The sequence below is a fragment of the Euzebyales bacterium genome (assembly GCA_035461305.1).
Lineage (GTDB): Bacteria > Actinomycetota > Nitriliruptoria > Euzebyales > JAHELV01 > JAHELV01.
Genome location: DATHVN010000227.1, coordinates 1 through 23,475, shown reverse-complemented (window position 1 = coordinate 23,475; position 23,475 = coordinate 1). Strand labels below are relative to the sequence as shown.

Here is a 23,475-nt window from a genome sequence, read left to right as displayed (position 1 = left end):
TGACCCACCGTCGACGCAGCGCCCGACGAGTGACTCGTCCCACCGGCCCGGTTCAGCGCCGATCCGAACGCGGTCGTCGCGCTGTACCTGATCGGCTCGGCCGTCGACGAACAGCCTCGGGCGGCGACGCCGTGCGCGTCGACCACGACGATGGCCGGACGCTGACGTTCGACGTCGTCGGGCGCCGCCGCTACGCCAAGGACGACAGCCGGTCCACCGACTGTTCGCCCGCAGCGGCGACGCGGCCCTCACCCTGATCACATGCGACCGGCCGGTTCGACCCCACCACCCGCCACTACGACCCCAACAGGGTGATCCAGGCGACCCCGCGCTGACGCCCACCTGACAGCGGTTCCATCGTCCAGGACCGTCCGCGTCGTACGTTTGTTCGCCTACAGGCGATCCGAGGAGCGTTGAGTCGTGGTCACCATCGTCGCCGTGGTCGTGGCGGTCGCCGGCACGTTCGCCGTCGTCTGGTTCGGCCTCGCGCAGCAGCGCCGGCACCTGGCGGAGGCATCGGCCGAGCTGGAGCGCCGCCTGCAGGCGGACCGTGAGACGCAGCTGAACACCACGGTCGACACCGTCGTGTCCCTGGCGCAGCAGCAGATCGGAGCGGTTCGCGGACAGGACGCGCAGCGGCTCGAGGGGACAGAGTCGCGCATCGGCCTGCAGCTGCAGCAGATGCGCGGCGAGCTCGACCGGATGACGTCGCTGGTGCGCCAGCTCGAGACCAGTCGCGCCCAGCAGTTCGGCTCACTGGCCGAGCAGCTCGCCGAGACAGGCCGGCAGACGCGTGTGCTCAGCGAGACCGCCCATGACCTGCGGCAGGCGCTGTCGTCGAGCCAGGCACGCGGTCAGTGGGGCGAGCGGATGGCCGAGGACGTCCTGCAGCTCGCCGGGTTCCTCGAGGGCGTCAACTACTGCAGGCAGCGCCGGCTCGCCGGCGGCGGCGTACCTGACTTCACGTTTCTGCTGCCCCGCGGCCTCGAGCTGCACATGGACGTCAAGTTCCCGCTCGACAACTACCTGCGCTACCTCAACGCCGACAACGACACGGACAGCGAGCGCCACCGCAAGGGGTTCCTGCGCGACGCGCGGGACCGCGTCCGCGAACTCGCTGACCGCGGCTACCGCGAGGGGGACGCGGCCGTCGACTGCGTGCTGCTGTTCATCCCGAACGAGGCGCTGTTCGGCTTCCTCCAGAAGCACGACCGCGGCCTGGTCGACGAGGCGCTGCGGCGCCGAATCGTCCTGTGCTCGCCGCTGACGCTGTTCGCGGTCCTGGCGGTCGTGCGCCAGTCGGTCGACAACTTCCAGCTCGAGCGCACGTCCGACCAGATCCTGTCGCTGCTCGCGGACTTCCGTCGGCAGTGGGAGAAGTTCGGTGACGAGCTCGACAAGCTCGGCACCCACCTGTCACGGTCCCAGAAGACCTACGATGCGCTGTGCACCACCCGCCGCCGCCAGCTCGAGCGTCCGCTGGACAAGCTCGAGGAGCTGCGCGCAGAACGTGAGGATCCCGCGCCGCTCGCCGCGCAGCCTGGGCTGCGGGCCGTCAGCACGGGACCGTGAGCGTGGTCAGGGGGTCAGAAGCTCCAGTTGGCCACCTTGGGGTGATCGGTCGCCTGGACACCAACGACGGCCGCGCCGCCCGGCGCGCCCAGCCCGGTCACCGAATCCTCGAAGAACTCCCGGTTGATGGCCGTGAACTCGGCCCACATCTCGGGGAGGTCGTCCTCATAGGCAATGGCCTCGACGGGACAGACCGGCTCGCAGGCGGCACAGTCGATGCACTCGTCCGGCTGGATGTACAGCATCCGCTCGCCTTCGTAGATGCAGTCGACGGGGCACTCTTCGACGCAGGCGCGGTCCTTGACGTCGATGCACGGTTCGGCGATCACGTACACCATAGGTGGGGGTGCTCCTTCAGCCATCGGCCATTGATCCGCGCGCTCGCGGACGGCATCACGATCGTTGCGTCTCCACCCTAGCGGCTGTCGACGAGTTTCCCGCACGCCGTGCGCCACAATGGGGCCATGGCATCGATGCGTGCGCGACTGGCGGTGCGGATCTCCCCCGCCGACGTCGGTTCCCGAATCACCGTGCGGACCCGCTATCACGGACCCGAGGCGTCCGTAACCGACGTCGTCGGCGTGCTGCGCGCGTGGGACGACGGCGTGCTGACCATCGAGCGTCGCGACGGCACCATGCGCTCGGTCGTGCAGGGCGACCTGGTCGCCGGCCGGGTCGTGCCGACCGCGCCCGTCCGCGCTCGCAAGCCGCGCTCGGACCGGCCGAATCGACCGAATCCGTAGACTCGTCCCACGCCGCGGCGGGACGCCACCGATGGAAGTGTCGCCGAAGGCCGACGACGCGCCGCACGATATGGACCACGATGACTCGACGGACGTTCTCGATCGGCTGCTGCAGGGCCGCGGCCCGCGTGAGCGCCCGGCGGGGAACGGCAGTTGCGGGCGATCGGACTGTCACTCAGCGCCTTCGCCGTTCTCGCTGAGCTCGCCACGGCCGACGCGAAGGCGTCCAGCCTGCGTGACCGCGGCCCTGCTGTCGGTGACCCGCCCGTCGGTCTGCGGGCTGATCGACGGACTGGAGGCCAAGGGGCTCGTCGGGCGCGCCCCGCTCCGCCATGAACGCCGTCGCGTGCTCGTCCGCCTCACGGTCCGGGGATCGGACCTCCTCGCCGGCACCTGAGCCCGATCCGGCGGTTCAGCCGCGCAGCAGCGCCAGCAGCTCGTCATGGACCCGGCCGTTCGAGGCCAGCCACGGCCCAGCGGCCAGCCGGGTCGATCCGTCCCACTGTGTGATACGCCCACCGGCCTCCGGGATGACGGTCAGCATGGGTGCGATGTCCCACTCGTGCAGGTCCGGATCGGTCATCGCCTCGATGCGGCCCATCGCGACGAGCAGGTAGCCGTACCCGTCGCCCCAGGCGCGGGTGCGCAGGCCGTCGCGACCCGACACCGCCAGCAACGCGTCGTCGGGCCACCACGGCCGATCGAAGGAGCTGGTCGACAGGCAGGCACCGTCCAGGTCGTCGGTGTCGCTGACCCGCAGCGGCGCACCCTCCCAGCGGCAGCCGTGTCCCCGTCCTGCGACGGCGCCCTGGCCGAGCGCGGGGACGAGCACCGTGCCGATCGCCGGCCCGTGCTCGTCGACCATGGCCAGTAGCGAGCTGTACAGCGGCACGCCCCGCACGAAGGACTCGGTACCGTCGATCGGGTCGATGATCCATCGCCGGCCCGACGTGCCCGTGATGGCGGGTCGCTCCTCCCCGATGATCGCGTCGTCGGGGAAGAGCGCACCCAGACGGGCACGGATGTGGTCCTCGGCCGCGCGGTCGGCAGCCGTGACCGGACTGCCGTCGTCCTTGCGCGCCAGTTCAAGCTCGTCGCTGCGGAACCAGCGCAGGGTCAGCTCCGCCGCCTCGAGGGCCACCGTCTCGGCGGCCTCGAGCAGATCGGTCTCGACAGGTGGCGGCATCCGCAAGGATGCTAGCCGCGACGGGGTGGTGAGCGCGCCCGGATATCGTCGCGGTCACCTCGCCGACGGCGGAAGGACCGGCGGATGACGGGAGCGGGCAGGGTGGCCCTCATCGCAGGTGCTCCAGCGGCATCGGCGCGGCGCTGGCGCGCGCGTTCGTCCCCGACGGCCACCGGGTCGTGTTACAGGCGCGCTCGGTGGCTCGCCTGACGGCGCCGGCGGACGAGCTGGGCACCGGCCGCGCGGTCGGCATCCCCGGCGACGTCACCGAGCCCGGTGACCAGCAGCGTGCCGTCGACGTGGCGATCGACAGGTTCGGACGCCTCGATGTGGCCGTCGCCAACGCCGGTGGCGGCACGAGCCGCGGCTTCCTCGACCCAGACGCCGATCCGCTCGCGTGGCGCGGCATGATCCTGACCAATGTCTACGGCGTCGCCCTCACGGCGCGTGCGGCGCTGCCGCACCTCGTCGACAGCTCCGGCCACCTCGTCCTGATGGGCTCAGTTGCGGGGCGGGTCACGATCGACGGATCGCTGTACTCGGCGACCAAGTGGGCGGTCACCGGCATGGCCCAGGCCATCCGGGCGGAGCTGCACCGCCACCGTGGCACACAGCACCGGCCACCCGGCACCAGCTGCCACGCAACCGCCACCGTGGCACACAGCACCGGCCACCCGGCACCAGCTGCCACACGGAGCGAACATCCACAGCCGTGCACCGAGCGACGATCCCGACGACGGCTGCGTCCGACACGCTGCGCAATGGATCCCTGGGCTTGGCTGTTCACACTGGCCGTCGGACAGTGCGGTGCTGTCGCGCGACGGCAGGCGCTCGGACTCGGCATCGCCGCTAGCACGTTCGATGACCGCGTGTGCCGCGAGCGGTGGCTGCGCCCCCACCGCGGCGTGCTGCTGATCCCCGGCACGGACCCGACGTCGTCCACCGTCCGCGTCGGCGCAGCGCTCGCCGCGGCCGCAGACGGGGCACTGGCGACGGGCTGGTCAGGGCCGTACCTGCACGACGTCATGACCCGTCCGCCGCCGTTCGTCTCGCTCGTGGTCCCGTGGGCGACGAGCCGACGACACCTGCACGCGGTCCGGACGATCCGGTCCCGGACCTTGCTCGAGGAGGATCGCGCGGCGGTGGCGGTCTCTCAGTCGCGTCACCTGAGCGGTGCTTCGTCGACGCCGGTCGCCCCGACGCGCGCGAGCGGCTGCGGATACTGTTGATCGACGCCCGGCTACGACGGATCGCCGAGCCCGCGAACGTCGCCGCCCGGGCACTACTGCACCCTCGGATCCCCGGTGCGTCGCGGCTGGTTGCCGCCGCCCGCGATGTCGACGGTCGCGGAGTCGACTCGGCGTTGTCCGACGTGCTCCACCGCCGGCTGCTGATCGCGGGGCTGATGCCCGACCTGCACCCCGTCGAGGTGTCGACGCCGTCAGGCCGGGTGCTGCATCCCGACATCACCTTCGCGTCGGCGAGGGTGTGCATCGAGTGCGACTCGCTCGGGTTCCACGGCACACAGCGCGGGCTCGACCTCGACCACCGCAAGGACCAGGCCTACCGGCAGGCTGCCTGGAACTGCCTGCGCATCGGCTGGTACCGGCCTGACGCCGACTGGGACGGCTTCGTCAACGACGTCCGGGTTGCGCTGTCGGACTGACCCGACCGGTACCTGCCGCCACACGACCGCCACGGTGGCCACACAGCACCGGCCACCCGGCACGAGCTGCCACACGACCGCCAGTGTGGCACACAGCACCCGGCCACCCGGTACGAGCTGCCACGCGGAGCGGTCACAGCTGAGGGGACAGGTCGAGTGCGCGGGTCAGTTTGCGGGCGGCGACGAGCATGAGGTCCCAGACGCCACCGAACGGCGGCGCGTAGGATAGGTCGAGGAACTGCGCGTCCTGGACACGCACGCCGAGCTGGCACCAGACCGCCGCGACGTCGATGCGCTTGGCGACGTTGCCGGTGCCCAGCAGCTGGGCGCCCAGCACGCGTCCGCTCGCACGCTCGGCCAGCATCTTGACGTGCACCACGCCCGGGTCGGGCATGTAGCCGGCGGTCGCGGTGCCGGTGAAGCTGACGGCGGCGTGGTCGATGCCCTCCTCCCGCGCCTCCCGCTCGGTCAGGCCGACCCGCGCGACTTCCCACTCGCACAGCTTCGTGACCGCGGTGCCGACGACGCCCGGGAAGACCGCGTCGCCGTCACCGGGGTGTGCAGCGATGTCGATGCCTGCCACCTTGCCCTGCTTGTTGGCGTGGGTGCCCAGCTGCACGTTGACCCGCCTGCCGGCGACCAGGTCGCGCGACTCGACGACGTCCCCGGCCGCCCACACGCCCTCGACAGTCGTGCGCATGCGTCCGTCGACGACGAGGGCGCCCGACGGGCCGACCTTGCAGCCGGCGTCGACCGCCAGCGCCACGTTGGGCCTGCCACCCATCGCGAGGACGACCAGGTCGACCTCGTAGCGACCCGCGTCGGTGACGACTGCGCGGCAGCGCTCACCGTCGGTTTCCACCTTGGTCAGGTTCTCCCCCAGGTGCAGCCGGATCCCGAAGTCGGCCATGATCTGTTCGAGCCGCTCAGCCATGTCGGCGTCCATCGTGCGCATCACGTGCGGGCTGCGGTCGATCAGGTGGACGTCGATGTCGCGGTCGACGAGCGCTTCGGCGATCTCGATGCCGATGTAGCCGGCGCCGACGATCGCGACGGTCCGCACGTCGCTGCGGCCGTCCAGCGCGCGCCGCAGCCGCTCGCCCTCGTCGAGGGTGTGCACCACGTAGCCGTGCTCGGCGAGGCCGGGGATGTCGGGCACGACCGGGTGTGCGCCCGTGGTGTACAGCAGCGCGTCGTACGGCTCATCGTGCGCGTCGCCGGTGTCCAGGTCCCGGACCGTGACCGTCCGGGCGTCGGCGTCGATCGCGACGGCCTCGGTCCGCGTGCGGACGATCATGCCGCGTTCCCGGAACTCCTCGGGCGCGCGTGACACCAGGTCGTCCGCGTCGTCGATCAGCCCGGCGACGTGGTACGGGATGCCGCACATCGAGTAGGACGTGTAGGGACCTCGCTCGATGACGACGATCTCGACGTCGTCACGCCTCCGATCGACCAGACTCGCGGCGGTCATCCCGGCGGCATCCCCCCCGACGACCACAAGCCTCATGCCGCCCACCTCCAGGCACTGACACCAGCACACTGCAGGCGCCGGTCAACGATGTCGGATGCTTTCCGCCGGCGAGGGTTGGTGGCCGCGCACGTCGTGGGTCGGTCGAAGCTCCGGGGACACGCCACGTGCGGGGCTGCCAACCTGAGCCCTCAGCGCTGCAACGGGGTGCCGATGCGGTGGACGTAGATGCGGTTCGTGCCACCCGAGCTGCCGGCTGTCCCCGACACGATCACCACGCGGTCGTCGTGCGCTGCGATCCCAGCGTCGACGAGCACGCGCTCGGCCGCGTGTATCAGGTCACCGCTCTCGCCCTTCATCGGCACGAGCAGCGCCTCGGCGCCCCACATCAGCGCGGTCCGTCGGCGGGCGGTCTCCATTGGCGTCAGCCCGACCAGGCGGACCGGCGGCCGGAACTTGCTGACGAGCTGGATCGATGCGCCCGTGATCGAGTAGACGGCCAGCGCGCTGGCCTCGACGTCCCGCGCGACGGTCACGGCGGCGCGTGCCACGACGTTGCCGATGTCGTCGGCGGCGGCGGGCGCGTGCTCGATGTCGCCGACCAGGTGCGGCGACGTCTCGGCCACCTCGCAGATCCGTGCCATGGTGCGCACGGCCTCGACTGGGTACTTGCCGGCCGCGGTCTCGCCGGACAGCATCACCGCGTCGGTGCCGTCGAAGATCGCGTTGGCGATGTCGCTGGCCTCCGCACGCGTCGGCCGCGGCGAGTTGATCATGCTGTCGAGCATCTCGGTCGCGGTCACGACCGGCTTGGCGTGCATGTTGGCCTGCCCGATGATCTGCTTCTGGATGGCCGGCACGCGCTCCGGGCCGATCTCCACGCCCAGATCACCACGCGCGACCATCACCGCGTCGCTCGCGGCGACGATGGCCTCGAGGTTCTCGATAGCCTCCGGTCGCTCCAGCTTGGACACCAGCGGCGCCTCGCCCCCGTGGCGGTGGACCTGCTCGCGCGCCATCTCGACGTCTTCAGGGCGACGGACGAACGACAGGGCCATCCAGTCGCAGCCGAGGTCGACGGCGAACTTCAGGTCCTCCTCGTCCTTGTCGGTCAGGCTGGGGGCGGAGACCCTCACGCCCGGCAGGTTGACGCCCTTGCGGCTCTTCGCCGTGTTGCCCGCGACCACGCGCGCGACCACCTCGTCGTGGGTCGCGCGCGAGACGACCAGGCGGATGGACCCGTCGTCGATCAGGATCATCGAGCCGGGCTCGCAGTCCTCGCCGAGCGCCTCGTACACGACGGGCAGCACGACCTGGCCGTTGCTGCTGTACTCGTCGAGCTGCTCGACGCCGGGCAACAGGATGACCTCGCTGCCGTCCTCGAGGTCGATCCCACCGTCGGGCAGGCTGCCGAGGCGGATCTTGGGTCCCTGCAGGTCGGCCAGGGCGCCGATGTTGCGCTCCAGGCGCGTGGACAGCTCGCGGACGTCGCGGAGGCGCCGGGCGTGGGTGTCGTGGTCGCCGTGGCTGAAGTTGAGGCGCACGACGTCGATGCCCGCCTCGAGCGCGGCGCGCAGCTTGTCGCGGTCGTCGAGGGCGGGTCCGAGGGTGGCGACGATCTTGGTCTTCCGCACGGTGTGACAGCCGTCCTTTCATGCGCTGACCCGCCGCGATTGCGCCGATCGTCCTACGACGCCTAGAGTACGATGACTGCACGCGGTCAGGCTTGGTCTGCCCAGCGGATCGCGAACCCACACGCCCGGACGGTCGAATCACGCGCCTGCGACGCATCCCTTGCGCAGGTGATCTGCTCGGCGTCATCAGAGGATGGAAAGGGACACCAATGCGGGTAGTGAGACTTCTGGCGGCGCTCCTGACGCTCGCACTGCTGCTCGTGGCGTGCGGCGAGGCGCCCGCCGAGGAGACCGCGGGGGGCGACAGCGAGGCCGCGACCGCAAGCGAGGGTACTGAGGGGGGCGCCGCTGCGCAGGCCACCGACTTCTCGGCATGCCAGGTCACCGACACCGGGGGCATCGACGACCGGTCCTTCAACCAGACGGCCTACAAGGGCCTGCAGGACGCCGAGACGGAGCTCGGCGTCGACATCAGTGTGCTCGAGTCCGAATCCGACGCCGACTTCGAACCCAACATCAACACGTTCATCGAGCAGGGCTGCGACCTGATCGTGACCGTCGGCTTCCTGCTCGGTGAGGCGACACAGGCCGCTGCAGAAGCAAACCCCGACACGCCGTTCGCGATCGTCGACTTTGACTTCTTCGACGCCGAGGCGACCGAGGATGTCACGATCGACAACGTGCGTGAGCTGACGTTCGCAACGGACCAGGCTGCGTTCCTCGCCGGCTACCTCGCCGCTGGCATGACCGAGACGGGAACCGTCGGAACCTACGGCGGCCTGAACATCCCGACGGTGACGATCTTCATGAACGGGTTCCTGGCCGGCGTGCGCCACCACAACGCGGAGAAGGGCACCGACGTCCAGGTCATCGGCTGGGACGGGTCTGACGGCCTGTTCACCGGCAACTTCGAGAGCCAGGAGGACGGCCGCCAGCTGACCGAGCAGCTGCTGCAGCGCGACGCGGACATCATCATGCCCGTCGCCGGCCCGGTCGGTCTCGGTACGGCGGCCGCACTCGAGGACGCCGGCGAGGGCAGCCTGATCTGGGTCGACACCGATGGCTACGAGTCCGCGCCCCAGTTCTCGTCGCTCATGTTGACCTCGGTCATGAAGAACATGGACGTTGCGGTGTTCGACAGCATCGAGGCGGCCGTCAACGACAGTTTCGAGGGCGGCAAGTACGTCGGCACCCTCGAGAACGAGGGTGTCGCCATCGCGCCGTACCACGACTTCGACACCGAGGTGCCCGAGGAGCTGAAGTCCGAGATCGACGAACTGCGTGAGGGCATCATCGCCGGTGACATCTCCGTGTCGCCGGACGACTACGAAGGCTGACACGACGGTGAGGTCGTGGGGGAGCGGCGCGCCACGACGTGTTCCGCTCCCGCCTCGCGTGGCTGGCGGGAGAGCACGGTGAGACTGGAGCTCCGCGGCATCACCAAGCGGTTCCCGGGCGTCGTCGCAAACGACCACGTGGACCTGACCGTGGAGCCGGGCGAGATCCACGGCCTGCTCGGTGAGAATGGCGCCGGCAAGTCGACGTTGATGAACGTGCTCTACGGGTTGTACGAGGCCGACGAGGGCGAGATCATCGTCGACGGGACCAGGGTCTCGTTCGCAGGCCCAGGTGACGCCATCGCCGCAGGTATCGGCATGGTGCACCAGCACTTCATGCTCGTGCCCGTGTTCACCGTCGCGGAGAACATCACGCTCGGCGTCGAACCGACAGGCCCACTGAGCAGGCTCGACCGGAGGCGCGCCGCCGACGCCGTCCGGCACCTCTGCGAGGAGTTCGGTCTACCAGTCGACCCCGATGCGGTCGTCGAGGAGCTGCCCGTCGGCGTGCAGCAGCGCGTCGAGATCCTCAAAGCTCTGCACCGCGAAGCGCGCCTGCTGATCCTCGACGAGCCGACCGCCGTCCTCACACCGCAGGAGACGACCGATCTGTTCGAGGCCGTGCGAGGGCTCGCGGCCACGGGCCGGTCTGTCATCTTCATCTCGCACAAGCTCCGTGAGCACCGCGATCTGGTCGATCGCATCAGTGTGCTGCGCCGCGGCAGGATCGTCGGCACGGTCGACCCGGAGACCGCCGACGACGCCGAACTGGCGGAGCTCATGGTCGGCAGACCGGTCGAGCTGGTCGTCTCGCGAGCCGCCGCGTCGGCTGGTGATGTCATGCTGTCGGTCAACGGTCTGACCGTGCGGGACAGTCGTGGCGCACCGGTCGTCGACGACGTGGATCTGGACGTCCGAGCCGGGGAGATCCTGGCGATCGCCGGGGTCGAGGGGAACGGGCAGACGGAGCTGGTTCGGGCGCTCACGGGGCTCGCCGACGAGAACACCGAGGGCTCAGTCACGATCGCGGGGCGCGAGATCCTGGGCCGCAGCCGCAAGGACGTGATCCGTCACGGCGTCGGCCACGTGCCGGAGGACCGCAATCGCACCGGGCTCGTCGGCGCCTTCTCGATCGCCGAGAACCTGATGCTCAACATGTGGGACACCGCACCGTTCGCGCAGGGACCGAACCTGCAGTTCGATCGGATCGCGGAGCACGCGGCCCGGCTCGTCGAGGCGTATGACATCCGCACGCCGTCGATCCACACCGCGGCCTCCGCCCTATCGGGCGGGAACCAGCAGAAGACGGTCGTCGCTCGGGAGTTCGACCGTCCCATCGACCTCCTGGTCGCCTCCCAGCCGACGCGCGGCGTGGACGTCGGCGCCATCGAGTACATCCACCGCCGGATCGTCGACAAGCGGGACGAGGGGACGGCGGTCATCATCGTGTCGTCGGAGCTGGACGAGGTGCTGGCGCTGGCCGATCGTGTGGCCGTGATGTTCCGCGGGCGCCTGTCCGGGCCATTCGATGCGCCGGTCGACAGGGACCGCATCGGCCTGCTGATGGCCGGTGGCGACGCCGTCACCGACGCGCAGCGTGGGGATGCCGCGTGAGGGGCCGCGCCGTGTCAGGTCCCACGAGGGGACCACGGTGAGCCGACCAGAGACTGGCGGCAGCGTCGATCCCGACACGGAGCGCGAGGAAGCCTCCGCGCGTGAGGAGGAGCGCGGCCAAGCTGTTGACATCGGCGCGTCGGTCGGACGTCGGTTCGCCGACGCGCTGTCGGCGACGACGGTCATGACAACCCTTCTCGCCGTGCTCTCGGCGCTCGTCATCGGCGCGATCATCCTGGCGCTGGCCAGCGACGAGGTGCGCTCGTCGCTGGGATACTTCTTCGCCCGGCCCGGCGACACGTTCGCGGCGCTCCAGGACAATGTCTGGGACGTCTACGTCGCCCTTGTCCGGGGCGCCGTGGGTGGCCCCAACCAGCTGTCGGAGACCGTGACGGCGGCCACACCCCTCATCCTCACCGGCCTCGCCGTCGCCGTGCCGCTACGCGCGGGCCTGTTCAACATCGGTGGCGAAGGGCAGTTCCTGGCGGGCGGTCTGTGTGCCGGCTACGTCGGGTTCGCACTCACCGGCCTGCCGCTCGTAGCTCACCTGCCGCTGGCGATCCTCGCGGGCGTCGCCGGCGGCGCGCTGTGGGGGTGGATCCCCGGTGTGCTCAAGGCCCGCACGGGCGCGCATGAGGTGATCACCACCATCATGCTGAACAGAATCGCAATCCTCGGGCTGGAGTACGTCCTCTCGCTTGACGCGGTGCAGCCCATCGGGCGCGACGACCCCATCTCGAGGAGCATGCTCGACTCGGCCACACTCCCCCGGCTCGCCGGCGCCGGCCGCCGCGTCAATGCCGGCATCATCATCGCGCTCATCACCGCGGTGGTGCTGTGGTGGCTGCTCGAGCGCTCGACGCGCGGGTTCGAGCTGACGGCGGTCGGGCTCAACGCGGACGCCGCCCGCTCGGCCGGCATGAGCGTTGCAGCGACGGTCACGATCGCCATGGCGGTCGGCGGCATCGCCGCCGGTCTGGGTGGGGCGTCGCAGGTGCTGGGCGTGGACGGACGAATCAGCGCCGGACTCGGCGGCGGCCGCGGGTTCGACGGCATCACCGTCGCGCTGCTGGGTCGCGGCGGCGTCGGTGGAACAGTGGCCGCCGGCCTGCTGTTCGGCGCCCTGGAGGCCGGCGGACGCCTGATGCAGGCACAGACCGGCACCTCGCTGGATCTCGTCAGCGTCATTCAGGCGCTGATCGTCTTGTTCATCGCCGCACCGGCCCTGGTGCAGGCGATCTTCCGCATCAAGCCTGGCGCGGTGACCAGCACCGACGTTGCGTCGGGGTGGGGGACGTGAGCACGGTCCGCACACCCGAGCAGCTGCGCCGCGAGCGCCGCTTCGGCATCGTCTCGCTGGTCTTCGCCGCGGTCATGGGCGCCGTCTTCTCGGCGGGGGGCCTCGGCGCGGTCGCCACCTTCGACCTCGCCGGCCGTGGATCGACGTTCCTCGAGGCTGTCCAGGTTCCTGTCGGACTGACAGCCGGGGCGCTGGCGGTGATCGTCGCCGCGCTCGGCACCGTGCAGCTGATCCGGGGGTTCGGTAAGCGCGCCGCCACGGCCATCGGCGTCAGCGCCGCCCTGTTCACGCTGGCGTTCCTTGCGTGGGCGGCCCGCGACGCGACGCTGCCCCTGCTCGGGTTGTTCCAGAACACGCTCAGCGGCGCCGTGCCATTGGCACTCGGCGCACTGTGCGGTCTGGTGTGCGAACGCTCGGGCATCATCAACATCGCGATCGAGGCCCAGTTCCTGTTCGCCGCCTTCACCGCAGCGGTGGTCGGCTCCGTCTCGTCCAGCGCGGCCATCGGCTTGCTGGGCGGTCTGCTGGCAGGGGCAGTCATCGGCGGCCTCCTGGCCGTACTGTCGATCCGGTTCCGCGCTGACCAGATCGTCGTGGGCGTCGTACTCGTCGTGTTCGCCACCGGCCTGACGTCATTCCTCAACCAGCAACTGCTCGCGCCGTCGCCCGAGCTGAACCAGCCGGCGGGCTTCAGCCGCCTCGACATCCCGCTGCTGAGTAACATCCCCATCGTCGGTCCGTTGCTGTTCCAGCAGACCGTACCGGTGTATCTGATGCTCGTCGCAGTCCCCCTGCTGCACTGGGCGCTGTTCCGCACCCGCTGGGGCCTCCGGCTCCGCTCGGTCGGCGAGCACCCGAGGGCGGCTGACACGGTCGGCATCAACGTGCTCGCGACCCGCTACCGCGCCGTGATCCTCGGTGGCGTACTGGCAGGCGTCGGGGGCGCGTGGTTCACTCTCGATTCCGCAGGCCAGTTCAGTCCGGAGATGTCCGCAGGGCTCGGCTTCATTGCGCTCGCGGCGATGCTGGTCGGCCGTTATCAGCCGTACGGTGCCTTCGGCGCCGCACTTGTGTTCGGCTTCGCGGGTGAGGTCGCAACCTCCCTGACCATCCTCGATGTGGGCGTGCCGTCGACGCTGCTGCTGACGGTGCCGTATGTCGTGACGATCGTGGTCGTCGCAGGATTCGTCGGCCGACTGCGTCCGCCCGCAGCCGACGGACAGCCCTATGTGAAGGAATGACCATGGTCTCTTCGCCAGGATGGGGGTTCGACGTAGGGTCCGACAGACGCCAGACAAGGAGCCGATGATGGTACTGCGCAGCCCCGTGTCCGACCTCGACATCCCCGACGTCCCGCTGCACGCGTTCATCCTGGCCGACGCCGGGCGCCGTGCCGACAAGCCCGCCCTGATCGACGGGCCGTCGGGCCGGACCGTGACGTACGGCGAGCTGGCACAGCGTGTCGATGCCTTCGCGGCGGGCCTCGCTGCGAGGGGCCTGGAGCCGGGCGAGGTCGTGGGCATCTTCAGCCCGAACCTGCCCGAGTACGCGATCGCGTTCCACGGCATCGCCCGTGCCGGGGGCACGGTGACCACCGTCAACCCGACGGCCACGGTCGACGAGCTTGCGCGCCAGCTGTCCGACGCGGGTGCCCGATTCCTGCTGACCGTGCCGCCGTTCGCCGCGACCGCGACCGCCGCCGGGTCCGAGGCCGGCGTGGAGGAGGTCTTCGCGTTCGGCGAGGCAGCAGGACTCACACCGGCCACCGAGCTGTTCATCGACCCGTCGAACGCCCCGGACGTCCAGATCGATGCAGCCGAGCACCTCGTCGCGCTGCCGTTCTCCAGCGGCACCACCGGGTTGCCGAAGGGCGTCATGCTGACGCACCGCAACCTGGTCGCGAACGTCTTGCAGTCCGAGGCGTTCCTGGAGACGTCGGAGGACGACGTCGTCATTGGTGTGCTGCCCTTCTTCCACATCTACGGCATGACCGTCATCATGAACCTGGCGCTGCACAACGGTGCGACGGTGGTCACGATGCCACGCTTCGACCTCGAGCAGTTCCTCGGACTGCACCAGGAACACGGCGTCACGCAGTGCTACGCGGTGCCTCCGATCGTGCTGGCGCTCGCCAAGCACCCGGTGGTCGACCAGTTCGACCTGTCGTCGCTGCGGTTCGTGATGTCGGGCGCGGCGCCACTCTCCGCCGAGCTCAGCGAGGCGGCCGGCGCGCGCCTCGGCTGCACGGTCATGCAGGGCTACGGCCTGACCGAGACCAGTCCGGTGACCCACGTCAGCCCGCTGGAGCGGAACAAGCCGGGCACGGTTGGCGTCCTCCTGCCCAACACCGAGGCGCGGATCGTCGACCTGGACACCGAGCAGGACGCCGAGCCGGGTGGACGCGGCGAGCTGTGCGTGCGCGGTCCCCAGGTCATGAAGGGCTACCTGAACAACGAGGCGGCGACGGACGCCATGATCGACCGCGACGGCTGGCTGTACACCGGCGACGTCGCGATCGTCGACGACGAGGGCTACTGCACGATCGTCGACCGGGTCAAGGAGCTCATCAAGTACAGGGGCTACCAGGTGCCACCGGCCGAGCTGGAGGCCCTGCTGCTGGAGCACCCGAGGATCTCCGACGTCGCCGTGCTGGGGCGGCCGGACGAGGAGGCTGGCGAGGTCCCGATCGCGTTCGTGGTGGCTGACGACCTCGAGCCGGACGCCGTGCTCAGCTACGTCGCGGACCGTGTGGCGCCCTACAAGAAGCTGCGGGGCGTCGAGTTCGTCGACCAGATCCCGAAGTCGGCGTCGGGCAAGATCCTGCGGCGCGAGCTGGCCGAACGGCTGAAGTGAGCGCACGCGATGACAGGTGAGCAGTCCACGGGCGGCGGCACGGCGACGGCCGATGTGCCGGATGGCCGGCTCCGTGTGGTCGACCACCCACTGGCGGGGCACCTGCTGGCGGGCCTGCGCGACGAGTCGACGCCACCGGAGCGGTTCCGGTACCTGACCGAGCGCCTCGCGACGGTCCTGGTGCTCGAGGCGACGCGCAGCCTGCCGACCCGGACGACCACGGTCCGCACGCCGCTGGCCGACGCCGAGGTGGACACGCTCCATGGCAACGTCATCGCCGTGCCGATCCTGCGGGCGGGCCTGGGCCTGCTGACGGCCGTCACCGGGCTGCTGCCGGACGTCCAGGTCGGCTACATCGGGCTCGAACGCGACGAGGAGACCCTGCAGCCCTCGTCGTACTACCTGAAGGTCCCACCGCTGGACGACCGCCCGGTGCTGCTGCTCGACCCGATGCTGGCGACCGGTGGGTCGGCGAGCTTCGCCGCGAAGCTGCTCCGCGAGCGTGGAGCGACGAACCTGACCTTGGTCTGCGTGGTCGCGGCGCCCGAGGGCGTGAGCCGCCTGACCGGCGACCACCCGGACCTGCGGATCGTGACGGCCGGCCTCGACGAACGGCTCAACGACATCGGCTACATCGTTCCAGGCCTCGGCGACTTCGGTGACCGGCTGTTCGGCACCTTCGGCGAAGCCTGAACAGACGATGCCAGTCGACAGGCGACTGTTCGCGGGGACTCCGGACGAGCTGGCGGCCGCGCTCGCCGAGCTGGCCGGCGCTACGGTCGTCGGCGTCGACGTCGAGCGGGCGGATGCCAACCGCTACTGGCGTCGCCCTGCGCTGATCCAGCTCGGTGCGGACGGGGTCGTGGTGCTCGTCGACCCGCTCGCCGCGCTCGACCTGTCGGTGCTCGACGCGTTCCTGCGCGGTCGGACCGTCGTGCTCCACGCGATGGACAACGACGTCGCTCCGCTGGCCAGCGTCGGCGTGACCGTCCAGGACATCGAGGACACCGCTGTTGCCGCGGCGATGCTGGGGCTGCCGACCGGGCTCGAGAGCCTGCTCGACCAGGTCCTCGACGTCAGCTTCGACGGCGACAAGCAGCGCATGCAGCGCGCGGACTGGTCCCGTCGCCCGTTGACCGACGCGATGCTTGAGTACGCCGCCGCGGACGTCGCGGACCTGCCCTGGCTGTGGCGCACGCTGCGCGACCGCCTGGCCGAGGCCGGGCGGCTGTCCTGGTACGAGCAGGAACGCGACGCCATCCGCGACCAGCCGCCACTGGAGGAGCGTCGCGCGTGGACGCGGCTGCGCGGCGTCGGCCGGCTCAACCGACACGCCCAGACGCGGGCGCACGCCCTGTGGCGCACCCGCGAGACGCTCGCGCGCGACACCGACACCGCTCCCAACCGCATCGTCAGCGACCGTGTGCTGCTCGACCTGGCCAGCACCCCCGTCGACGACGTCGCGAAGCTGCGTCGCGCCGGGGTCCGCAGGCAGGCGGCGCGCAAGTTCGGCGACGAGCTGCTGCGGGCGATGCGCGAGGGCACGCCCGCGCCGCCGGCACGCCCGCGGTCACGACGCTTCGACGAGCAGGACCGCGCCCTGCTCGACGATCTGCGCGCACGTCGCTCCCGGGTGGCCACCGAGCTCGGGCTCGACCCCGGTGTGCTGTGCCCGAACCGGGCGCTCGAGAGCGCCGTCGCCTCCGGCCCGGCCACGGTCGAAGAGCTCCGCGCCGGCCTCGACCTGCGTCAGTGGCAGTGGGAGCTGCTCGCCGACGAGTTCGCCGAGGCATTGGGGGACGCGGCAACGGGAACATCCGGGGCCACATCCTGACCGGACGAAGGACACCTGACATGGTCGACGTGCTGAACCCGGACGCCCTGCACCACGAGCTCGACCGCCTCCACGGCTGGGAGGGCACCGCGAAGGACGGCATCTCGAAGTCCTTCGAGTTCGCCGACTTCGCCGGGTCCATCGCGTTCGTCAACCGGTTGGCCGAGCACGCCGAGCAGGTGGGTCACCACCCCGACCTCGCGATCAGCTGGGACACCGTGACCGTGACCTACATCACGCACTCGGCGGGCGGCGTCACCCAGGCGGACATCGCGCAGGCGCGGGAGGTCGACGGGCTCGCCGTCTGAGCCTCGGCCGGGCGTCGGCACCGGAGCGCTGACGACGCCGGTGTCGCGCCTGACGGCAGGTCCCGCGACGGCCGGCCAGCTTGGCGCCGTTCAGGATCAGCCAGCCGGCCGCCTCGCGGCACCTTCGCATCCTGCGTGAGGCCGGTCTGGTCCGGGGTGCCTCGTCGGGTCGGGTCGATGACGACAGCACAGGGATCCCCATGACACAGCACGTGGACCACGTCGAGCTGCTCGGCGGACCGGGCCACCACCGCGACTTTCTTCGCCGATGTCTTCGGGTAGGACCCCCAGCCGTTCGCCGACCCCGACTACGTCGTCGCGCCGGCAGACGGCGCGGGCGTCGACGCCGGCATCCTCACCGCATGCGACGGCACGCTGAGGACGGTGCCGGTCATCACGGTGGACTGCTGGACCGCGTGCAGCCAGTCATCGAGGACCACGGAGGGACGGTCGTGGTTGCGCCGTTCACGGTCCCCGGCGTGGGCCGGGGCTGCTACCTCACGGATCCGGCGGGCCTGATCGTGAGCGATGCACGAGTACGACCAGGGCGTGCGGTAGGTCCGACGTGGTCCCTACTGCGTGCCAGCGAGCTGCAGTCGCCGCAGCGACGCAGGCAGCGCGAAGTGCATCTGCTCGTCGACGACGTCGAGCGCCTCAACCGACGCGCCGCGTGGCTGTGCCATCAGCGCGCGGATGACCTCGTCGACGAGCACCTCCGGTGCGCTGGCACCCGACGTCAGGCCGATGGTGTCGACACCGTCGAGCCAGGCGGGGTCGAGCGCGGACGCAGTGTCGATCAGCCGCGCCTCGGGCGCGCCGTGCTCGAGCGCGACCTCGACCATGCGCTTGGAGTTCGACGACGTGTCTGATCCGACGACGAGCACGAGGTCTGCGCGCTCCGCGAGGACGCGCACCGCGTCCTGACGGTTCTGGGTCGCGTAGCAGATGTCATCCCCGCGAGGACCCCGTGCGTTGGGGAAGCGCTGACGCAGGGCGGCGATGACCCGGTTGGCGTCGTCGACCGACAGGGTCGTCTGGGAGATGTAGGCGACGCGGTCGGGGTCGTCGAGCTCCAGCGCCGCGACGTCCTCGGACGTCTCGACGAGGTGGATCGCGTCGGGCGCGTGACCCATCGTGCCGATGACCTCCTGATGGCCGGCGTGACCGATCAGGACGATGTCGTAGCCGCGGTCGGCGTACTCGCGCGCCTCGTAGTGGACCTTGGTCACCAGCGGGCAGGTAGCGTCGAGCATCTGCAGGCCCCGCTCGGCGCTGCGCACGCGCACCGACGGCGGTACGCCATGGGCGCTGAACACGACCAGCGCCCCCTCGGGGACCTCCGACTCGTCCTCCACGAACACGGCGCCCTTCGCCTCGAGGTCGGCGACGACGTGCGTGTTGTGGACGATCGCATGGCGCACGTACACCGGGGGGCCGTGCGCGTCGAGGGCGAGCTCGACGATTGTGATGGCACGGTCGACGCCCGCGCAGAAGCCGCGTGGCGCCGCGAGCAGCACCATGCGCGGAGGCGCGTCCGTCGACGGATGGGTTGCACTCACACGCCCCACCCTATCGCCGCGCCACCGACCTGACGCCCGGGGACCGGCGGGGAGCACCGCGCCGAGCCGTGCAGCGAACCCAGTCACCCATGTACCACGCGAGACCTGTTCTGCCGCGGTCCCGCGTGGTCCGAATGGTGGCATACTGCGTGGGTGGACAGGCTCCGCGGGGCTCCGTTGACACGGCCACCGACCCGTCGCCCCCGCACCCGCCGGCAGGTCCAGCCACCCGTTGCGGGCCGGGCCGCGGAAGCCGATCATCGACCGCATCCGCGTCGAACACGACAGGAGACGCCAGTGTGCATGTGATCATCGGCGGATGCGGACGGGTCGGTGCGCAACTGGCGGAGCAGCTTGCGCGCGGGGGGCACGACGTCGTCGTCATCGATGCGGATCCCGAGGCGTTCGACCGCATCGGCAGCGCCTTCAACGGCGAGACGCTGATCGGCAACATCATCAACAAGGACACGCTGCAGAGCGCCGGCATCGACAACGCCAACGCGCTGGCGGCCGTGACGAACCTCGACAACGCCAACCTGATGGCCGTGCAGATCGCGCGGGAGCTGTTCGACGTCCGCGTCACGGTCGCCCGGCTGTTCAACCCCCAGCGCGAGGAGTCGTACCGCAAGATCGGCGTGACCTACGTGTCGGGCACCCGCCTGGTGGCCAGGGCGATCATGAAGCAGCTCGACATCGACACGTTCCCGCCACACGTGGGGTTCACGCAGGGCGAGGTCGACATCGTCGAGCTCGTGGTCACCGAGAAGGGCCACGGCATCACGGTCAGCGAGATGCAGGCGCGAGGCGACCTGCGGATCGCAGCCGTCGAGCGTGACGGGCGCACCCGCATCCCGGCCGGCCGGGATCGGCTCGTCCACGACGACCTGCTGGTCGCCGCCATCCGCGGCGGGCGCACCGGACGGCGCGCCCGCGGCCTGCTGACGAGTCCCGCGACCTCGAGACGGGTCTGACATGTACATCGTGATCGCCGGAGGCGGCAAGGTGGGGCGGTCCATCGCCGTCGACCTGCTCGCGGATCACCACGAGGTGACGATCATCGAGCTGATCGAGGACCGCTGCGAGGAGCTGCTGCGCGACCACGACCTGCTGGTCATCCACGGCGACGCGTGCGAGGTCCGTTACCTCGAGCAGGCGCGGCTCGAACGCGCCGATGTGTTCGTCGCCACGACCCACGACGACGACGACAACTTCGTCGCGTGCCAGCTCGCCCTGGCGTCCTTCTCGGTGCCTCGCGCGATCGCCCGGGTCAACGCCCCGCACAACGAGGAGATCTTCGACCGCATGAACATCGAGGCGGTCTCGACCACCTCGCTGATCTCGCGCCTGATCCGCGAGGAACTGACGGTCGGCGAGCTGATCCACCTGTACACGCTGCGCGCCGGAAAGGTGAACCTGGTCGAGATCGACCTGCCTTCGGCGGGCCGCTACCGGCCACGCTCGGTCGCCGACCTCACGCTGCCACGCGAATCCGTGCTCGTCTGCATCTTCCGGATGGTCGACGGCGTCGAACAGGTCGTGATCCCGCGCGGTGACACCAAGCTGCTGCCCGGCGACCAGGTGATCGCGTTGACGACCCCGGAGTTCGAGGACGAGCTGCGGGCGGCCGTCCTGAGCGACGGCTGGGAGTAGCCGGTGGCGCACTGGTCCCTCCCGTCCGTCGACCGGCTGCAGGAGCGCTGGCGCCGGTCGCCGCTGCACGGCGCCGCGCTGGGCATCGCCGCGGTCGCCCTGGCGACCGTGGCCGTTGCGGCGGTGTGCACCGCCATCGCGTTCGTCGTCACGTCGATCTACTGACCGCCATGCTCTTCCGTCCGGATCGTCGCGACTTCAGCCTGATCGGCTTCTACACCGGCAAGGTCCTGTTCGGCGTCGGCGTGGCGATGCTGATCCCCGCGGTCATGGCTGTCGCGCTCGGCGAGCGCAACGAGCTCTACGCGTTCCTCCTCGCCGCCGCGCTGGCGATCTCCGTCGGGCGCACGACCGAGCTGCTTCTGTACACTTGGGAGCCGATGTCGACCAGCCACGGCCTGGCGACCGTTGCGCTGTCGTGGCTGCTGGCGCCGATCTTCGCCGGCCTCCCACTGCTGCTGTCGGGCCACTACGCGTCCTACCTCGACGCCTACTTCGAGTCGATGAGCGGCTTCGCAACCATCGGCCTGACCCTCGCCAACGACCTGGACCACATGGCACGCAGCGTCAACCTGTGGCGCCACCTGATGCAGTTCATCGGCGGCCAGGGCATCGTCGTCGTCGTCCTGACGATCCTGGCCAGCGCCGGCGGCCGCATCGGTTACCTCTACACGGGTGAGGGCCGTGAGGAGAAGATCCTGCCGAACGTGATCCGCACCTCGCGGTTCATCTGGCGGGTGGCGCTGATCTACGCGCTGATCGGCACGACGCTGCTGTGGATCGCCCTGGTCGGTGCGGGGCTGCAGCCGTCGACCGCGCTGTACCACGGCGCCAACCTGTTCATGGCGGCGTTCGACACCGGCGGGTTCGCCACCCAGTCGTCGAGCGTGGCCTTCTACCGGTCGGTCTACGTCGAGGCCGTGCTGCTGCCGATCATGACCGCCGGCGCCTTCAGCTTCGCGCTGCACTACCAGCTGTGGCTCGGACGCCGGTCCGAGCTCGTGTACAACATCGAGACACGGACGATCGCGACGTCGACGCTGATCATGTTCGCGATCCTCGCCGTGGGACTCGCGCGGACGGGCACGTTCACCGAGCCCGGCGTGATGATGCGCCAGGGCTTCTTCCAGGTGGTGAGCGCGCACACGACCACGGGCCTGGCGACCGTGCCCGGCCGGCTGTACGTGACCGACTGGGGTGTGCTGGCGCCCGCCGTGCTGGTCACCGCGATGGCGTTCGGAGGGATGGCGGGCTCGACCGCGGGCGGCATCAAGGCGATGCGGATCGGCCTGATCCTCAAAGGCGTGATCCGCGACGTGCAGAAGGTGCTGCTGCCCGAGGATGCGATCGTGGTGACCACCTTCCACTCCAGCGGCCGCAAGACGCTGACCGACAACCAGGTGCGGGCGGCTGCCACCATCCTGCTTCTGTGGCTCGTCCTGTACTTCACCGGCGGCCTGCTCGGCCTGTTCTACGGCTACGAGCTGCAACTGACGCTGTTCGAGAGCACGGCGGCGGCGTCGTCGGGCGGCCTGTCGGTGGGCCTCGTCCGCCCCGACCTGGAGTGGCCACTGAAGGTCGTCTACACCGCCCAGATGGTGATCGGCCGCCTGGAGTTCATCGCGGTCTTCACCCTGCTCGGCTACCTGCTCGCCATCGTCCGGGGCCGGGTATGAGATCGACGGCGGCCCGCCCATGAGCACGCCGATCGGACGGCGTCCCGTCCCGCGGAGGAGGGTCACGATCGCCGCGCTGGGCCTGGCCGCGCTGTTGGCCGCGGTGATCACCGCGGGCGAGGTCCTGCGCCACCCCCACGCCCAGTCCAGCGACATCCCGGAGGCGCAGCTGGTGGGGGCCGACCCCCGCGACGAGGTGGTGTGCCCCGACCCCCTGCCGCGCGAGGGCCAGCGACGGGTGTCGGACGTGCGGCCCACGACACCGGTGCGCGTGAGCAGCAACAACCTCTTCGACTGCCCCGAGACGTACGACGGCCGCGAGATCGTGTACCGGGGTGAGGTCGTCGGCGCGCTCCTCGAACGGGATGCGGGGGTCTGGACCCAGCTGAACGACGACGTGTACGCCGAGCTGCAGGGGCCACTGCCCGCGCACCGCGACTACCGCGGGGGCAATGCCGGCGTGGGGGTCCTCCTACCGCACCGAGCGGTGGACCTCATCTCGTTCGTCGGCGGGCCACAGACCCGGGGCGACGTGCTCGAGGTGCGAGGGACCTTCCACCGGGTGGATCAGACCGGCGAGGTCGCTGTCATCCGTGCCGACGACGCGCAGCTGAAGGCCGACGGCGAGCCCTCCCGCGATCCCCCGCTGGCCGATCGTCGCTGGGCGGCGCTGTTCTCCGTCATCGTCGCGGTGGCACTCGTCGTAACCGAGCGGGTCGTCGCCGCGCGCCGCTGAGCCACCCGGCACGGCTGCCCCGGTCGGCATGTGCGGTCAGCCCAGACCCATGGCCTGGCCCGCCTTGTCGCGCCTGCCGGCGATCAGCGACGAGGGGCAGAGTGGCTCGACCGTGCAGTCGCCGCACCGCGGCCGTCGGGCGTCGCACACCCGGCGGCCGTGCAGGATGATGCACAGGCTCGCCGGCCCCCACTGCGCGCGGGGCAGCAGGCGCATCAGGTCGCGCTCGATCTTGACCGGGTCGTCGTTGCGGGTGAAGCGGAAGCGCCGCGCCAGCCGCTTGACGTGCGTGTCGACCGCTACGCCGGCGTTCGGGTCGGTCGCGTGGACCTCGGGGAA

At 70.4% G+C, this 23,475-nt stretch carries 24 protein-coding genes; 18 read left to right on the top strand and 6 right to left on the bottom strand.

Features of this window, described 5'->3' with window-relative positions:
* Positions 1-420 precede the first annotated feature (420 nt).
* On the top strand, positions 421-1,572 hold the full coding sequence (locus VK923_20680; protein HSJ47095.1) for a DNA recombination protein RmuC: 1,152 nt from the start codon (positions 421-423) through the stop codon (positions 1,570-1,572).
* 14 nt (positions 1,573-1,586) lie between these two features.
* Here the strand turns inward: VK923_20680 and fdxA are convergent, their stop codons facing one another.
* Entirely contained in the window at positions 1,587-1,910 is a 324-nt protein-coding gene (gene fdxA / locus VK923_20675) for a ferredoxin (GenBank protein HSJ47094.1), read from the bottom strand.
* A 135-nt stretch (positions 1,911-2,045) separates the two neighbouring features.
* On the opposite strand from fdxA, the gene VK923_20670 reads away from it, so the two are divergent.
* Positions 2,046-2,315: a hypothetical protein gene (locus VK923_20670; GenBank protein HSJ47093.1), complete on the top strand. Its 270-nt coding sequence runs from the start codon at positions 2,046-2,048 to the stop codon at positions 2,313-2,315.
* A gap of 235 nt (positions 2,316-2,550) precedes the next feature.
* Complete coding sequence (locus tag VK923_20665) at positions 2,551-2,712, top strand: hypothetical protein (GenBank protein HSJ47092.1); 162 nt, start codon at positions 2,551-2,553, stop codon at positions 2,710-2,712.
* Between the two features lie 15 nt (positions 2,713-2,727).
* On the opposite strand, the gene VK923_20660 is transcribed toward VK923_20665, so the two are convergent.
* A complete protein-coding gene (locus VK923_20660; GenBank protein ID HSJ47091.1) occupies positions 2,728-3,501 on the bottom strand; it encodes an inositol monophosphatase family protein in 774 nt (257 codons plus the stop codon).
* Between the two features lie 44 nt (positions 3,502-3,545).
* Between VK923_20660 and VK923_20655 the strand changes: the two genes are divergently transcribed.
* A complete protein-coding gene (locus VK923_20655) occupies positions 3,546-4,730 on the top strand; it encodes an SDR family NAD(P)-dependent oxidoreductase (protein ID HSJ47090.1) in 1,185 nt (394 codons plus the stop codon).
* Complete coding sequence (locus VK923_20650) at positions 4,727-5,167, top strand: hypothetical protein (protein HSJ47089.1); 441 nt, start codon at positions 4,727-4,729, stop codon at positions 5,165-5,167. Before VK923_20655 ends, VK923_20650 begins: the two co-directional genes overlap by 4 nt.
* Before the next feature lie 133 nt (positions 5,168-5,300).
* Here VK923_20650 and VK923_20645 read toward each other — a convergent pair whose 3' ends face one another.
* Both VK923_20645 and pyk read right to left on the bottom strand, forming a co-directional pair.
* Positions 5,301-6,674 (bottom strand): FAD-dependent oxidoreductase, encoded by a 1,374-nt coding sequence (locus VK923_20645; protein ID HSJ47088.1) that lies wholly within the window; start codon positions 6,672-6,674, stop codon positions 5,301-5,303.
* Between the two features lie 152 nt (positions 6,675-6,826).
* Positions 6,827-8,269, bottom strand: coding sequence for a pyruvate kinase (gene pyk / locus VK923_20640; protein HSJ47087.1), 1,443 nt, complete (start codon positions 8,267-8,269; stop codon positions 6,827-6,829).
* 209 nt (positions 8,270-8,478) lie between these two features.
* Between pyk and VK923_20635 the strand changes: the two genes are divergently transcribed.
* From VK923_20635 to VK923_20600, 8 genes are all read left to right on the top strand, one after another.
* Positions 8,479-9,606, top strand: a complete 1,128-nt coding sequence (locus VK923_20635; GenBank protein ID HSJ47086.1) for a BMP family ABC transporter substrate-binding protein — start codon at positions 8,479-8,481, stop codon at positions 9,604-9,606.
* A 78-nt stretch (positions 9,607-9,684) separates the two neighbouring features.
* Positions 9,685-11,220, top strand: a complete 1,536-nt coding sequence (locus VK923_20630) for an ABC transporter ATP-binding protein (protein HSJ47085.1) — start codon at positions 9,685-9,687, stop codon at positions 11,218-11,220.
* A 37-nt stretch (positions 11,221-11,257) separates the two neighbouring features.
* Entirely contained in the window at positions 11,258-12,520 is a 1,263-nt protein-coding gene (locus tag VK923_20625; GenBank protein ID HSJ47084.1) for an ABC transporter permease, read from the top strand.
* Entirely contained in the window at positions 12,517-13,761 is a 1,245-nt protein-coding gene (locus VK923_20620) for an ABC transporter permease (GenBank protein ID HSJ47083.1), read from the top strand. Before VK923_20625 ends, VK923_20620 begins: the two co-directional genes overlap by 4 nt.
* A 67-nt stretch (positions 13,762-13,828) precedes the next feature.
* Positions 13,829-15,373: a 4-coumarate--CoA ligase family protein gene (locus tag VK923_20615; GenBank protein HSJ47082.1), complete on the top strand. Its 1,545-nt coding sequence runs from the start codon at positions 13,829-13,831 to the stop codon at positions 15,371-15,373.
* A gap of 9 nt (positions 15,374-15,382) precedes the next feature.
* Positions 15,383-16,066, top strand: coding sequence for a uracil phosphoribosyltransferase (upp, locus tag VK923_20610; protein HSJ47081.1), 684 nt, complete (start codon positions 15,383-15,385; stop codon positions 16,064-16,066).
* A 7-nt stretch (positions 16,067-16,073) separates the two neighbouring features.
* A complete protein-coding gene (locus VK923_20605) occupies positions 16,074-17,207 on the top strand; it encodes an HRDC domain-containing protein (protein ID HSJ47080.1) in 1,134 nt (377 codons plus the stop codon).
* A gap of 20 nt (positions 17,208-17,227) precedes the next feature.
* Positions 17,228-17,515, top strand: coding sequence for a 4a-hydroxytetrahydrobiopterin dehydratase (locus VK923_20600; protein ID HSJ47079.1), 288 nt, complete (start codon positions 17,228-17,230; stop codon positions 17,513-17,515).
* Between the two features lie 572 nt (positions 17,516-18,087).
* Here the strand turns inward: VK923_20600 and VK923_20595 are convergent.
* Positions 18,088-19,074, bottom strand: coding sequence for a 4-hydroxy-3-methylbut-2-enyl diphosphate reductase (locus VK923_20595; GenBank protein ID HSJ47078.1), 987 nt, complete (start codon positions 19,072-19,074; stop codon positions 18,088-18,090).
* 299 nt (positions 19,075-19,373) lie between these two features.
* Here VK923_20595 and VK923_20590 point away from each other — a divergent pair, with 299 nt between their 5' ends.
* Genes VK923_20590 through VK923_20570 form a run of 5 tightly spaced genes read left to right on the top strand, consistent with a single transcriptional unit; the run spans position 19,374 to position 23,136 of the window.
* Complete coding sequence (locus VK923_20590) at positions 19,374-20,045, top strand: TrkA family potassium uptake protein (protein HSJ47077.1); 672 nt, start codon at positions 19,374-19,376, stop codon at positions 20,043-20,045.
* 1 nt (position 20,046) lies between these two features.
* On the top strand, positions 20,047-20,724 hold the full coding sequence (locus VK923_20585; GenBank protein ID HSJ47076.1) for a TrkA family potassium uptake protein: 678 nt from the start codon (positions 20,047-20,049) through the stop codon (positions 20,722-20,724).
* A gap of 3 nt (positions 20,725-20,727) precedes the next feature.
* Entirely contained in the window at positions 20,728-20,889 is a 162-nt protein-coding gene (locus VK923_20580) for a hypothetical protein (protein ID HSJ47075.1), read from the top strand.
* Between the two features lie 5 nt (positions 20,890-20,894).
* Positions 20,895-22,400, top strand: coding sequence for a TrkH family potassium uptake protein (locus VK923_20575; GenBank protein HSJ47074.1), 1,506 nt, complete (start codon positions 20,895-20,897; stop codon positions 22,398-22,400).
* A 19-nt stretch (positions 22,401-22,419) separates the two neighbouring features.
* The gene (locus VK923_20570; GenBank protein HSJ47073.1) at positions 22,420-23,136 is read left to right on the top strand and encodes a hypothetical protein; all 717 of its coding nucleotides are present in this window, start codon (positions 22,420-22,422) and stop codon (positions 23,134-23,136) included.
* 36 nt (positions 23,137-23,172) lie between these two features.
* On the opposite strand, the gene VK923_20565 is transcribed toward VK923_20570, so the two are convergent.
* Positions 23,173-23,475: hypothetical protein (locus VK923_20565; GenBank protein HSJ47072.1), on the bottom strand; the 303-nt coding region annotated here is incomplete at its 5' end.

What these genes read in the sequence shown, in the direction of transcription:
- VK923_20575 (HSJ47074.1), top strand. Translation starts at nt 20,895, where the DNA reads ATGCTCTTCCGTCCGGATCGTCGCGACTTCAGCCTGATCGGCTTCTAC.
- VK923_20670 (HSJ47093.1), top strand. Translation starts at nt 2,046, where the DNA reads ATGCGTGCGCGACTGGCGGTGCGGATCTCCCCCGCCGACGTCGGTTCC.
- VK923_20645 (HSJ47088.1), bottom strand. Translation starts at nt 6,674, where the DNA reads ATGAGGCTTGTGGTCGTCGGGGGGGATGCCGCCGGGATGACCGCCGCG.
- upp (HSJ47081.1), top strand. Translation starts at nt 15,383, where the DNA reads ATGACAGGTGAGCAGTCCACGGGCGGCGGCACGGCGACGGCCGATGTG.
- VK923_20570 (HSJ47073.1), top strand. Translation starts at nt 22,420, where the DNA reads ATGAGCACGCCGATCGGACGGCGTCCCGTCCCGCGGAGGAGGGTCACG.
- VK923_20660 (HSJ47091.1), bottom strand. Translation starts at nt 3,501, where the DNA reads ATGCCGCCACCTGTCGAGACCGATCTGCTCGAGGCCGCCGAGACGGTG.
- VK923_20615 (HSJ47082.1), top strand. Translation starts at nt 13,829, where the DNA reads ATGGTACTGCGCAGCCCCGTGTCCGACCTCGACATCCCCGACGTCCCG.
- fdxA (HSJ47094.1), bottom strand. Translation starts at nt 1,910, where the DNA reads ATGGTGTACGTGATCGCCGAACCGTGCATCGACGTCAAGGACCGCGCC.
- VK923_20605 (HSJ47080.1), top strand. Translation starts at nt 16,074, where the DNA reads ATGCCAGTCGACAGGCGACTGTTCGCGGGGACTCCGGACGAGCTGGCG.
- VK923_20600 (HSJ47079.1), top strand. Translation starts at nt 17,228, where the DNA reads ATGGTCGACGTGCTGAACCCGGACGCCCTGCACCACGAGCTCGACCGC.
- VK923_20585 (HSJ47076.1), top strand. Translation starts at nt 20,047, where the DNA reads ATGTACATCGTGATCGCCGGAGGCGGCAAGGTGGGGCGGTCCATCGCC.
- VK923_20635 (HSJ47086.1), top strand. Translation starts at nt 8,479, where the DNA reads ATGCGGGTAGTGAGACTTCTGGCGGCGCTCCTGACGCTCGCACTGCTG.